The organism is Curtobacterium sp. Leaf261, from assembly GCF_001422205.1.
Lineage (GTDB): Bacteria > Actinomycetota > Actinomycetes > Actinomycetales > Microbacteriaceae > Curtobacterium.
On the sequence record NZ_LMMJ01000011.1, the window covers coordinates 47,791 to 60,566 of the forward strand.

Sequence of the window (12,776 nt, forward strand, 5' to 3'; positions counted from 1 at the left end):
GTGGGAGTCTGTTCGGGGTCGTCGCGACCGGCCGGATCGGGGATCCAGGCCTCGCGCGGCCCGTCCGCGACAGGGCTCTCGCGCCCGTGTCCGTGTCGTCCGGCAGTGCTCCGGGGGCGCGCCGGACCCCTGACCGACCAAGCGCCGGACCCCTGACCGACCAAGCGAGGAGCGCCCGTGAACGACGTGCGAGACCGATCCCACCGCCTGAACCGCGTCGCGGGCATCGCCCGGCACGGACGGCTCCGGCAGCGGCACCCGATCCGCACAGCCGTCAAGGTCGTGGCCGGGGTCGCCGCCGTCGCGCTGGTGAGCTCCGCATCCATCGCGGCGATCGCCGCGGGGCAGGTGACGACCGATCTCGGACCGGGCGTCCGGATCCAGGGGCAGCCGCATGGCACCGCGAACCGGGTCTCGCTCGCCGACTACCAGGGCGGCTTCAACATGCTCGTCGTCGGGACGGACAACGATCCCGGTCAGGACCAGAACGGCTCGTTCGGTGAGCGCGATGCGACGCTCAACGACGTCAACATCCTGATCCACGTCTCCGCGGACCACACGAACGCCACGGCGGTCAGCATCCCGCGCGACATGGTCGTGCCGATCCCCTCGTGCCAGAAGGCGGACGGGTCAGGGTCGTATCCGGCGATGTCTGCGCAGCCCATCAACAACGCGTGGACCTACGGCGGTCTGAACTGTGTCGTGCAGACCGTCCAGTCGCTGACCGGGCTCGACGTCCAGTACTCCGCCGCGGTGTCCTTCAACGGCGTCATCGAGATGTCGAACGCGATCGGCGGTGTGCCGGTCTGTGTCGCGTCGCCGATCCACGATCGATACACCGGACTGAACCTGCCCGCGGGCACCTCGACGCTCGAGGGGGCCGACGCGCTCGCCTTCCTGCGCACGCGGCACGGTGTCGGCGACGGCAGCGACCTCGGCCGGATCTCGAGCCAGCAGGTGTTCCTGTCGTCGCTCCTCCGCACCGTGAAGAGCAACGACACGCTCGGCTCGCTCCCGCGGCTGTACAAGCTCGCGCGTGCGGCGACGTCGAACATGAAGCTGTCCGAGAGTCTCAACAACGTGCAGACGATGGTGCAGATGGGCCGGGCGCTCGAACACCTGTCGCTCGATCAGGTGAACTTCGTGCAGTACCCGGGCACGACCGACGGAACAGGGGTGTTCGCGGGGAAGGTGCAGCCCACGACGTTCCTCGCCGAGCAGCTCTTCGACCGGATCCGCGCGGACGAGTCGTTCAGCCTCGCGGCGGGGAGCACCGGGATCGGTTCGGAGAGCTCGTCGGCCGCGGGTCAGGGGTCCGCGTCGGCGTCCGCGTCCGCGTCCAGTTCTGCCTCGGGTTCGGCATCCGGTGCTGCGTCAGCGTCGGCGTCCGCTGGTAGTGGTTCGGCATCCGGCGGGGAGACCGCGGCAGGATCCGGGGACGCGACCGCCGCGCCGAGTCCGTCCGCGACGTCCGACACGATCACCGGACTGCAGGGGCAGTCGGCGGACGAGCAGACCTGCAGCGTCGCGTTCAAGTACTGACGGCGGGGCGGGGCGGGGCCGGAGACTGGGTCTCGTCGGGCGCGGCGCGCCGGACGGGAGGCGGTGGTTTCGGCCCGCCCCGTGCCTCCCGTATGATGGTTGTCGCGCGTTCGCCTGCGGACGCGCATGGAGACGTCGCATAGTTCGGCCTAGTGCACCACCCTGCTAAGGTGGAGTTCCCGCAAGGGAACCGAGGGTTCAAATCCCTCCGTCTCCGCGGACATCGTGAACATTGCGAAAAGCCCCGGTCAGGACCGACATGGTCCGCCGGGGCTTTTCGTTGTCGGGCTCGCCTGTAGTCGGGTTCATCCGTTGTCGGATTCGTCCGCCTCGGGCTCAGACGAGCGTGGCCGTCATGTGCGATCCACCGGAGAGGATCCCGCCGACGGTGGGGAGCTCGGGGAAGTCGTCGATCGGCAGGCAGACCGCGGCTGTGAAGCCCACGGTCCGGACCTCGACGACGATGAAGTCCTGCCCCGACAGGGTGTTCGTCCGGCGCTCGGCACTGAGGACGGTGCCGCTCAGGACACTCTGCGCGGACGGGGTGTTCCCGAACATGCCGGAGGGGATGAACGACTCGGGCGCGAAGCGGGCTGCGGCGCTCGCTCCGGATGACGAGGCCGCCAGGAAGTCGGCTTCATCCGCGTACGCGGTCATGGCGACTCCGAGCGCGACGACATGGGCGTCGAACCTGGGCGCGATGGTTCGGATGCCGAGGTCCCAGGACTGGGCCGTGTCGAACGCCAGCGCCGTGACCTGCTCGCCGTCCTCGAACACGGCGGCGTGGCAGAGCGGGGCTGGTCCGCGTCCGAGGTCGCCGAGGTGCGCGACGGGCAGTCGCGGCACGCTCGTGACGTCGAGCGTCGGCACGATCTCTGCGAGCTCGTTGTCCTGGTCGAGCGCGAGCGACACCTCGGCACCCGATGCGTCGCGCCACCGGTGGACCGTGACGCCGTCGACGGTGGTCGAGGCGTCAGAGGCTGCGCCGATGCGGGCGATGAGTTCGCCGAACTGCTCGCGGGTGGCGGCGCCGAGACCGATGCAGGAGAGGGTGGATGCCACCGTGCGAGCCTACGGCGCAGGCGCGGGCGCGGGCGCGGGTGCCGGTGTGAGTGCCGCTGCCGGTGCCGGTGCCGGTGCCGGTGCCGGTGCCGGTGTGAGTGCCGGCGCGGGGACCGGTGTCGGAGCGATCGCGTGCATCCACAGGTGGAAGAGCGCGTAGGCACGCCACGGACGCCATCGCTCGGCCAGCGCGTCCGCCTCGCGCGCAGTCCGGACACCCATCGCCCGGCGGAGGACGAGATCGCCGGACGGGAACCCATCGCGATCGCCGAGGACCCGGACCGCGATCGAGTCCGCCGTCCACGGACCGATGCCCGGCAGAGCGAGGAGCGTCCGACGGGTTGCGGCCAGCGTGCCGGCATCGAGCCGTCGACCGTCCGAGCCGATCGGGTCGAGTCGGAGACCCGCCGCGAGGGCCCGCGCCAGCTCCTGCACCGTTCGCGCCCGCGCGTTCGTGATGCCGACTGCCGCGCGGAGTTCCTCGAGCGGCAGTCCGGCGAGCACCTGTGGCGTCGGGAACCGCGTGAGGCCCGCCGGGCCGGGGGACCCGAACGCCGCCACGAGTCGCCCGCCGAACGTCCGCGCGGCCCCCATCGAAACCTGCTGGCCGAGGACGTGCATGATCGCGGACTCGGCGCCGTCGGGGAACCCGGTCACCCGGAGATCCGGTCGTTCTCGGACGAGTGGGCCGATTGTCGGATCGTCGTCGAACGCGGCCGAGACCGCATCGAGGTCCGTGTCGAGATCGAACCACGCGGACACTCTCGCCGCGACGGAATCGAGAGCGTCGCCGTCCATGTCGCCGTCGTCGCCGTCGTCGATCTCGACGTCGATGTGACCCGTGTCGACCACGACCGTGACCGCACGATCCACGCCGTCGACCGTGAGCAGTCGCGTCAGTCGGGTGCCGTCGTGCTCGAGTCGTTCGGCGCCGGGGATGGCGTGGTTCCGGAGCATGAGGAGCACGGACTCACGGTCGATCGGTGTCGCAGCTCGCAGACGGCGGGTGAGCTGGTCGCTGGTCGTCGGCACGGGACAACCGTACGGGGGACCGCCGACGCGGACCCCAAGGGACGCCCCCACCGACCGCTCACGCCCCCACCGACCGCTCACGCCCACACCGACCGCTCACGCCCACACCGACCGCGCACGCCCACACCGACCGCGCACGCCCACACCGACCGACGACATCGGCCCCGAGCCGCGGCAGCAGCTCGGGGCCGATGGTCCACACCTACCGCACCGTCACCGTCTGGTTCAGGCGGTTGAGCCCGGTGCGTGCGTCCCACGTTCCGACGTTCGCCGTCTGGATGGCGAAGTCCGGGTCGCCGGAGACGCTCCGCTCGGCCGCCGGGAGCGCGAGCGAGACCGACCAGCTGCCGCGCGAGAGGTGCGGCAGCTGCGCAGCGACCGTCACGGTCTGACCGGGCTGCCACGAGCGCACGTCGGTCCGGACCGGCACCGTGACGCTCCGGCGACCGTTCGTCAGGACGAGGTCGACCGGGCGTGCGTTGTACGGCGCTGCCCAGCCGTCGTTCCGCACGGACACCGAGACAGACGGGGTCCGTCCGCGATTCTCGACGGTGCTCGAGGTCATCGTGAACCGGTAGCCGAGGCGCTTCGCGGTCTCGGTGAGTCCTGCGGTGCCCCAGGTGTTCAGCACGTCCTGGTTGTAGTCGCTGTTCAGGTAGCTGTAGTGGTACTTCGCCATCTCTGCGGACGCGGACGGGAACTCGGATCGGGGCGCATCGACCGCGCAGGTCTCACCACCGACCGGCACGTACCGGGAGTCGGCGGCCAGGTAGTCCTGGTCGAGCGAGAGCGGGTCGGTCAGGAAGGTCCCGAAGTCGTCGGGGGAGGCGAGGAAGCAGTCGTTGTGGTGTCCGATCCGCGACTTCGCCGATCCGTCGTGCGCCTCAGCGGGAGTGAGTGCGCCCGCGGTCCCGGACGGCACACCGAGGGCGGCCTGCTTCATCGCCATCGTGCGGACCTGCACCGACCTGCTCGACGGCAGTGCCGCGAGCTCCGCCTGCAGTACCTGCCGGCGCGCGGCCTGGTCGGCGTCGGTCAGGACGCCGGGGTTGGTGGGGTCACTTGCGAAGTGGTCGGTGTAGTAGCCCTCTCCCCAGAGCCCGATGAAGCCCTCCTGGAGGGTGGGGATGACATCCGCGTTCCGTCGGAGGATCGGGGTGAGCTGTCGGATGTGACCGAGCACGGTCGGTAGATCGGCATCGCCGTACGGCGCTGAGTAGGGGTAGTCCCCGCCCTGCACGTAGGCGAAGCGTGTGATGACCCCGACGCCGGCCTGCCGCGCAGTGTCGTAGTCGCGCTGGACCAGTCGGAGCCACGCGGGATCGAGCTGCGCCTGGTTCGCGAACTTCTCCATGTAGAACACACGGACGATCTGCGTGATGCCGTCCGCACGGTACGACCGGAGCGTCGCGAGGTCGAGGGGGGTGTACCCGGATCCGTCGGCGCGGTAGTGCGTCTCCGTGGTGTGGTCGAACCCGCGCTCGGGGTTCGCGATGACCGCGTCGCTCGCGGCGTAGGAGACCGTCGTGGTCGAGGGACTCGGGCCCGGGCCGGGGCCGTGATGGAGGTCGGTGGCGGCCGACGCGGAGGTCGGGACGCCGAGTGCGATCGCTGCGGCTGCAGCGAGCACGATCGTTGCGGAACGGCGGAACATGGAGATCCCCTCGTGGTGCACCGATAGTCCCGACGAGCCCTGATCGCCGCCACCGATGCGTGAATGTGGTGGAACGGTACGCCGAATGATCAGAAGCGCGCAAGAGTGGATCACGAATTGTGCAAAACGATCATGCCGCACCACCGGAACCGGTGGCGGACGGGAGGATCGGGGCGGCCTGGTGCCGTGCCTCCAGTCCGTCTGCGGGTCGGCTCCGGTGGCCGCGCGTGCGCGCCGCTGGTCAGCGCGCGATCAGCGCGTCCAGGGGGAGGAGGGCATGCACGCCCCACGTGCCGTTCGCGACCTGGGTCACCCGCATGCTCACCGCGACGCTCGCGAGGGCGAGAGCCTGCCCCTTCGTCACGCCGTGCAGCGCCTGGATCCACCGGGTCATCGCGTCGAGCGCCGTCGTGGTCGCGACGTTCAGGTCGGCATCGAAGCCGAACGTGATCCGGCCAGCGGGGGTCTCCGCGTGGATGCCGGCGACGGGAGGGTCGTCCACGAGCGACACCGTCATCGTGGTCGTCATGCCGCACTCCACGGCGGTGCCGGACACCTCGCCGTCGCCCTGTGCCGCATGTCCGTCGCCCACGTGGAGGAACGCCTCCGGCACCGTGATCGGCACGTACAGGGTCGAGCCGGCCACGAGCTCCCGACAGTCGATGTTCCCGCCGCCCACGGTGCGGGGCGGGATCGTCGAGTGCTCGCCGGTCGACTCCGGCGGCAGCCCGACGAGGCCGAGGAACGGCGCGGTCCGGACCCCGATGCCGACCTGGCTCGTCGCCGTGCCGCCCTGGTCGTCGATCGTCCAGAGGAGTGGCCCGCGGTCGGCGTCGTCGACGAGTCCGAGCGCGCGGTTCACGATCGTGTCGACGCCGCCGGATCCCGTGTAGCCCCAGGTGTCGGGGACGAGTGCGTCGAAGCGGACGGCGAGGACCTGGCCGGGGCGGGCTCCGGCCACGGCGAGCGGGCCGACCAGGCAGTGGCCGCGACGACTCTCGATGAGGGTGGGGGCGTCCCCGCCTGGTTCGGAGAGTGGCTCGGTGTAGCCGGCCGCACTGAGCGTCCGCACCGTGATGGTGTCGCCGTCCTCGACCCGCAGGACCGGTGCTCGTTCGGCCGTGAGGACGTCGATCGTGGTCGCGCGGGTGCTGTCGAGTTCGTGGGTGGTCATGCAGGCGATCCTCGCACCGGGGATGGTCGTCGTGCGCCGAGGTCCGCATTCCGCGGTCGATCCCTGTGCATCAGTGTTCCGATGTCGATCCACGGCCGGTCTGTGGAGAACCCCGTCCCGCAGCCCGCAGCCCGCCGCACGGTAGCGTTCCAGGACCACGACGACGCAGGAGGAACCCGCCGTGAACGAACACCAGCCGATGTCGACGCCGACGTCACAGAACGCACCCACGCAGGATCCGCCGACGCAGCCCGCCGACTCTCACCGCCCGGACGTCTGGGCGCGCGTCCGTCCGCTCGTGTTCCGCACGATCATCGGCGCGGTGATCGCCGCCGGACTCGTCGGGGTGGTCGCGGTCCTGATCGGGGACTTCGGGACGGTCGGTCTCCAGCTGCTCCTGATGATCCTGGTCGTCGTGGTCTTCGCGCTGTTGTCCTGGTACGACGCCGACGTGTCGTCACGACGGTCGAGCACGTTCGCCCTCGCCAGCGTCGTGACGTCGATGTACCTGCTCGTCGTCGGCCTCGTGAAGATCTGGATCCTGCGTCCGGACAGCATCTCCGCCCGGTACGAGGACCCCATCTGGACGATCGGGACGCAGTTCTGGCAGTGGATCGGGCTGGTGGTCGTGGCACGGGCGGCGCTCCTGCTGGTGCATCTGCTGCTGAACATCCACCGACGGTTCCGGAAGCCCGTGCTCCAGGTGGTGGCGAAGGTCACCGTCGGGCTCATCGCGCTCCTCGCGGCCCTGGTGTCGATCCCGCTGCTGTTCCCGAACACGCACTTCGGCGAGTCCTTCTGGCGGTTGCTCTGGGTCGTCGCGATCCTGGTCGTCCTCGGGACCGTGCTCGTCCCGCTCTCGAACGCGCTCTTCGGGCCGCGTCCGACCTGGCCGCAGGGCGGGACCGTCGATCCGCGGTACGTCCCGACGCCGCTGTACGTGGGGACGCAGTCCGCGGCGACGCCGCAGGACGTGGCGACGCCACCGATCGCATGGCAGCCGGGCGAGCACGACCGGACGGGAGGCCCGACCTCCGTCCGCCCATCGACTCCGGTCGGTCACGGCTGGGGTGCGACACCCGCGCCGAACCCCTCCGCGACAAGACAGGACCCCTCCGCTCCGTCCGCGACCTCGAGCGGACGCGCGTCGGACGATCACCGGTACGAGCCCGAACCGCCGCGACTCCGGGTCCTCGCGTGGCCGCGGTACGTCGACGGCACGCCACTCCCGGCAGGACCGGACGGCAGCCCGGACTTCAGCGGCGTCGAACACCGCTGACCCGATCGGCCGCTCGAGTCGACGGCTGCACCACGGCCGAGACGGGCCAGCAGACGCATCCTCGGGACCCCTCCACCCCGCCGAGGTAGCATTCGCGGACACGTCCCCGTCCGGGCCGGAGCTGCCGCGGCCACGCGCGCTCCGGGCCGACGATCATCAGCCTGGAGGTTGCTCGGTGCCAAAATCGACACCGTTCCCCGTCGACCGCATCCGCGCGATCGGTGCCGACATCGTCGCGGCCGTCGGCACGGTCATCGACGGCAAGACCGAGGCCATCCGCACCGCCCTGACAGTGATGCTCGCCGAGGGCCACCTGCTGGTCGAGGACGTCCCTGGCGTCGGCAAGACCGTCCTCGCGAAGGCGCTCGCCGCGTCCGTCGGCGGGACGGTGAGCCGGATCCAGTTCACCTCCGACATGCTGCCCTCGGACGTCACCGGCGTGAACATCTACGACCAGGCCACGGGATCGTTCCGGTTCTCGCCCGGCCCGGTGTTCGCCAACGTCGTCATCGGGGACGAGATCAACCGGACGAGCCCGAAGACGCAGTCCGCGCTGCTCGAGGCGATGGCCGAGTCCCAGGTGACGGTCGACGGCGTGACGCGGCGCCTCGAGTCCCCGTTCATGATCGTCGCCACCCAGAACCCGATCGACATGGAGGGGACCTACCCCCTCCCGGAGGCGCAGCGCGACCGCTTCATGGCACGCATCGCGATGGGGTACCCGTCGGTCGACGCCGAGCGCGAGATGCTCAGCACGCGCGGGGGTGGAGACCCGCTCGCGGTGCTCCGACCGATCGTCGACGTCGAGACGCTCACCGCGATCACGCATGCCGTCCGGAACATCCACGTCGCGCCGGACGTGGAGGCGTACATCGTCGAGCTCGTCCGGGCGACGCGCAGCCACCCGGACCTGCTCCTCGGCGCGAGTCCCCGCGCGACGCTGCACCTCGCATCGGCCGCGCGCGCCCGTGCCGCACTCGAGGGGCGCGGGTTCGTCACGCCGGACGACGTCGCTGCGCTCGCGCCGATCGTCCTGGCGCATCGACTCGTGCCACTCGCGCGCGGCCTCGCCGCGGGTGCGGACGAGACCGCCAAGGACGTCGTGTTCCGCCTCGTCGCCGACACCGCGGTCCCGTTCGGCGCCGCCCCCGTGCGTTCCTGAACGGCTGGGGCCCCCGGTGACCGATCGACCGACGCACGGCCCCGGGCCGCGCTCGACCACGCCGCCGAGTGCACGGCCGAACGTCTCGCCGAACGGGCTGTCGACGGACCTCGTGTGGCGGGTGCTCCGAGCTGTCCGCACGACCCCGTTCCCACGTCCGACGACCCGCGGATGGACGGTCCTCGCGGTCGGCATCGGTCTCGTCGGTGCCGGGCTCGTCGCCACCACGAGCATCGCCGTCACCGCGGGGCTGCTGCTCGTCGTGGTGCTGATGCTCGGCATCGTCGTCGCGCTCGCCGGAGCCGCCCCGATCCGGGCACGGCGTCGCGGCGGTCGCACCGTCGTGCAGACCGGCGAGGTGTTCCGCGAGACCGTCGAGGTGACCGGTCGGATGGTCGGACTCCCCGGGTCGTCGAGGCTCCTCGTCCGCGAACGGCTCGACGACCACTTCGCCGCGGTCTCCGACCCCGTCGCCATCGTCGAGGTCGGCGCGCACCTCCCGCCGGCCCGGCTCGAGGTCGAGGCGATCGCGGTCCGTCGTGGACGTCCGGTGGTGGGACCGACGTCGGTGCGCGTCGAGGACCCGTTCGGCCTGCTCCGCATCGACCGGATGGTGGCTCCGGCCGAGGAGGTCGTGGTCGTCCCGCGCACGACACCCCTGTCCGCGATCGACACGGGTGTGCTCGCGGGGGCGGTGTCCGCGGAGGAGGGCAGGACGGGGCAGGGCGGATCCGCCGACGACAGCGAGCTCCGCGTCTACCGCCCCGGCGACCCGATGCGCCGGGTGCACTGGGGGCAGAGCGCGCGCCGCGGCGAGCTCCACGTCCGGCAGACCACCCAGGCCCAGCCGCCGGAGGCCGCCGTGCTCCTCGACGTCCGCCGTGCCTCGTACCAGCAGCTCGATCGCGACACGCTCGCCGAGCTCTCCGACATGGGCGGTGACGCGGCGTTCGAGCACGCCGTCGTCGTCGCCGCGAGCGTGGCGCGCGTCCTGGCCGCACGGACGTCCAGAGTCGCGCTCGTCACCGACGACTCCGGTCTCGACCCGATCGCCGGTGAGCTCGCCGAGGTCCTCGTGGGGCTCGCGGACGTCCGGGTCCGCTCCGACGCCCGCGCGGTCAGCGAGGTGCTGCCGGACGTCCGCGGCCGTGATGCGCACGGCATGACCGCGGTCGTCACGGGCCGGTGCACCGCCGAGCAGGCAGCGGCGCTCGTCGCCCGGATGCCGGGTGCGACGCGCGGGCTGTTCGTGTCGATCGTGCCGCCGGATGCTGCGACCCGCGGCATCCTCGACCGTGCCGGCTGGCGGATCCTCGTCGTCCCGGTGGACGGAGTCCTCACGTGACCGACGGAGATCGACAGCGACCGACGGAGATCGACAGCGACCGACCGAGATCGACCATGACCGACGGGAACCGACCATGACCGCCACGATGCGTCCCGCGGACGCGAGCGGGCGGGTGACGGGCCGCACCATCCTGGAGCGCGACGACCGCGCGGATGACGACCCGGACCTCCCGTCCGCCTGGCTGGTGGTGCTCGCACCGGCGCCCGCACTCGTCGCCGCACTCGCGCTCCGACCGCTCGTCCAGGGCATCGCGTGGTGGTTGTCGGCGCTCGTCATCACGGTCATCGTGGTGGCCGTGATGCTCGCACTGCGCAGGCGCTCGCGGGTGGCCCGGTTCATCGGCCTCGTCGTGACGCTCGTCGCGTGCTCGTCCGCCGCCGCACTCCTCAACGACATCCAGCCGCTCGGGTGGCTCGACCGGAACGGCGCTCTCGGCCAGACGCTCGAGGCCATCCGGGTCAACCCGGCGCCGCTCCCGCAGACCGACCCGATCCGCCTCGTCGTGACGGTGATGATCGCGTGGGTGGCCGGTCTGTCGCTGTTCCTCGCGGCCATCGCACCCACGGCAGCGCTCGCGGCGGTGCCGGCGCTCGTGATGCTGGTGATCCCGGGGATCATCACCGGAACCGCTCCCGGCCCGGTCCTCGTGGTGCTCACCGGGATCGCGTTCCTCGGCATCCTGTGGCTCTCGGTCCGCCCGGTCCAGCGGGCCTTCCCGGCGGTGGTCGTCGGGGTGCTCGGGCTCGTCGTCGCCGTCGGGCTGCCGAGCGTGGTGCCCCTCGACGCGAGCTGGCTCTCCGGGGTCACCGGCGCGATCCAGGCCCCGCTGCAGCCCGGCCGACCAGGGACGCTCCTGAAGCTCGGCGACGACCTCCGTCGTCCGACCGAGATCGAGGTCTTCCGGTACCGGACCACCACCGGATCGCCCGAGTACCTGAAACTCGCCGACCTCGACGAGTTCGGCACGGGGGACTGGGTGCCGACCGTCATCGACGCGAGCGACGCCCCGACGGCCGAGCAGGGGCAGTACGCGGTGGGCGTGAACCCGCGGCTCGCGACGCGCGGCGACGCCGAGATCCGCATCACCGGGCTGTCGAGCCAGTACCTGCCGGTGCCCGCCGGGTCGACGTCGGTGCAGTCCAGGTCGACGACGCTCGACCTCGGCCAGTGGCGCTGGATGGGTGACTCGAACACGGTCCGCTCGACCGGACCGGTCACCCGCCGGGGCGATCTGTACTCGGTGTCCGGGTCCTCGACGTTCGCGAGCCCCTACCTCGATGCCGCGGCGGCACAGGGATACCTGCGGGAGGGTCGACGTGGACCGGGCTGGATCGAGCCTTCGAAGTCGCAGCTGACCACCGACCTCGGCCTGCCGAAGAACCTGCCGGCGAGCATCCGGAACGCTGCGGAACGCGTGGCGGGGAACGCCGGCAACGCCTACGAGCAGGGGCGCGCACTCGAGGATTGGTTCCGGAGCGGACGGTTCACCTACTCCGAGACGGCGCCGGTCGAGCAGGGCTACGACGGCGACAGCATGGACGTCATCGCGAAGTTCCTGCAGGTGCGGTCCGGCTACTGCGTGCACTTCGCGTCCTCGATGGCGGTGATGGCCCGCGTGCTCGGCATCCCCTCGAGGATCGCGGTCGGCTACCGTCCGGGTGGCGCCGACGAGAACGGCGAGTACGCGGTGTCGAACCGGCAGCTGCACTCGTGGCCGGAGCTCTACATCGACGGCGCGGGTTGGGTCGCGTTCGAGCCGACCCCCGTCGACGAGGCCGGTTCGTCGACGACCGACCCGACGTCGGCCGCGACACCATCGGCGGCTGCGACCCCGTCCGCGGTGCCCTCGGACGGTAACTCCGTCCCGTCGCCCACCACCGGGGCGGCCACCCCGTCGACCACGCCGCAGGCCAGCGGCACCGGTGCAGTGTCCGGTGGTCCAGGGGCCGGCCTGGGGATCGGACTCGGCATCCTCGCGCTCGCGCTGGTGCTGGTCGGACCGGGTCTGTTCCGTGCGGCCCGGCGCCGACGTCGCGTCGCGTCGACGTCGGCCGGTCGCGATCCCGCCATGAACGCGTGGCGCGAGGTGCTCGACGACGTCGCGGACCACGGGTACGCACCGGGCATCGCCCCGCCGGACGATCCGGCGGCGGTCGCGCGGACCGCACGCGCGACGCTCGGCCGCCTCCGCGGCGTCCTGCCGCCGGGCGTGGTGCCACCGCTCACGACGATCGTCGACGCGCTCGACCAGGAACGGTACGGACCGTCGGGTGCGTCGGACGCCGGGTCCGCGAGCCTTGTCGCGGCCGTCCTGGAGGCCCGCAGCGCGCTGGACGCGTCCGTCCCGACCCGCAGGCTGGTCCTGTCACGCGTGTGGCCGTCATCGCTGATGCCGTCGTCGGCATGGTCCCCGGGCGGTTCGCGGAGACCACGTCGGGCCTGAGGAGGGTCTGGCCGGGGCCCGACCGCGGAACGACAAGTGTCAACACGGATGCTCCTTGTTGACGTTTTCGCTGAAAACGT

General features: G+C 71.5%; 9 protein-coding genes and 1 tRNA gene. 6 read left to right on the forward strand and 4 right to left on the reverse strand.

Going from position 1 to position 12,776, the window contains the following annotated elements:
- Positions 1-177 precede the first annotated feature (177 nt).
- Positions 178-1,542 carry an LCP family protein gene (locus ASF23_RS15505; protein ID WP_055955719.1) on the forward strand — a complete coding sequence of 455 codons (1,365 nt, stop codon included), beginning with the start codon at positions 178-180 and terminating at the stop codon, positions 1,540-1,542.
- Positions 1,543-1,670: 128 nt separating this feature from the next.
- Positions 1,671-1,759 (forward strand) — tRNA-Ser (locus ASF23_RS15510).
- Between the two features lie 119 nt (positions 1,760-1,878).
- On the opposite strand, the gene ASF23_RS15515 is transcribed toward ASF23_RS15510, so the two are convergent.
- The 4 genes from ASF23_RS15515 to ASF23_RS15530 all read right to left on the reverse strand — a co-directional run bounded on the left by ASF23_RS15515 (position 1,879) and on the right by ASF23_RS15530 (position 6,464).
- Complete coding sequence (locus tag ASF23_RS15515) at positions 1,879-2,604, reverse strand: hypothetical protein (protein WP_055955726.1); 726 nt, start codon at positions 2,602-2,604, stop codon at positions 1,879-1,881.
- Positions 2,605-2,613: 9 nt separating this feature from the next.
- Entirely contained in the window at positions 2,614-3,636 is a 1,023-nt protein-coding gene (locus ASF23_RS15520; protein WP_200919380.1) for a DNA-3-methyladenine glycosylase 2, read from the reverse strand.
- 202 nt (positions 3,637-3,838) lie between these two features.
- On the reverse strand, positions 3,839-5,290 hold the full coding sequence (locus ASF23_RS15525) for a DUF4832 domain-containing protein (protein WP_055955930.1): 1,452 nt from the start codon (positions 5,288-5,290) through the stop codon (positions 3,839-3,841).
- A 241-nt stretch (positions 5,291-5,531) separates the two neighbouring features.
- On the reverse strand, positions 5,532-6,464 hold the full coding sequence (locus ASF23_RS15530) for an acetamidase/formamidase family protein (protein ID WP_055955729.1): 933 nt from the start codon (positions 6,462-6,464) through the stop codon (positions 5,532-5,534).
- Positions 6,465-6,645: 181 nt separating this feature from the next.
- On the opposite strand from ASF23_RS15530, the gene ASF23_RS15535 reads away from it, so the two are divergent.
- The 4 genes from ASF23_RS15535 to ASF23_RS15550 all read left to right on the forward strand — a co-directional run bounded on the left by ASF23_RS15535 (position 6,646) and on the right by ASF23_RS15550 (position 12,696).
- Positions 6,646-7,743, forward strand: coding sequence for a hypothetical protein (locus tag ASF23_RS15535; RefSeq protein ID WP_055955731.1), 1,098 nt, complete (start codon positions 6,646-6,648; stop codon positions 7,741-7,743).
- 175 nt (positions 7,744-7,918) lie between these two features.
- Positions 7,919-8,905, forward strand: coding sequence for an AAA family ATPase (locus ASF23_RS15540; protein ID WP_055955734.1), 987 nt, complete (start codon positions 7,919-7,921; stop codon positions 8,903-8,905).
- Positions 8,906-8,921: 16 nt separating this feature from the next.
- Positions 8,922-10,250, forward strand: a complete 1,329-nt coding sequence (locus tag ASF23_RS15545; RefSeq protein WP_055955737.1) for a DUF58 domain-containing protein — start codon at positions 8,922-8,924, stop codon at positions 10,248-10,250.
- Positions 10,251-10,326: 76 nt separating this feature from the next.
- Positions 10,327-12,696 (forward strand): transglutaminase family protein, encoded by a 2,370-nt coding sequence (locus ASF23_RS15550; protein ID WP_156364563.1) that lies wholly within the window; start codon positions 10,327-10,329, stop codon positions 12,694-12,696.
- Positions 12,697-12,776: the final 80 nt, after the last annotated feature.

Excerpts from the sequence above, each read along its gene's own strand:
- ASF23_RS15530 (WP_055955729.1), bottom strand. The coding sequence starts at position 6,464 with ATGACCACCCACGAACTCGACAGCACCCGCGCGACCACGATCGACGTC.
- ASF23_RS15550 (WP_156364563.1), top strand. The coding sequence starts at position 10,327 with ATGACCGCCACGATGCGTCCCGCGGACGCGAGCGGGCGGGTGACGGGC.
- ASF23_RS15525 (WP_055955930.1), bottom strand. The coding sequence starts at position 5,290 with ATGTTCCGCCGTTCCGCAACGATCGTGCTCGCTGCAGCCGCAGCGATC.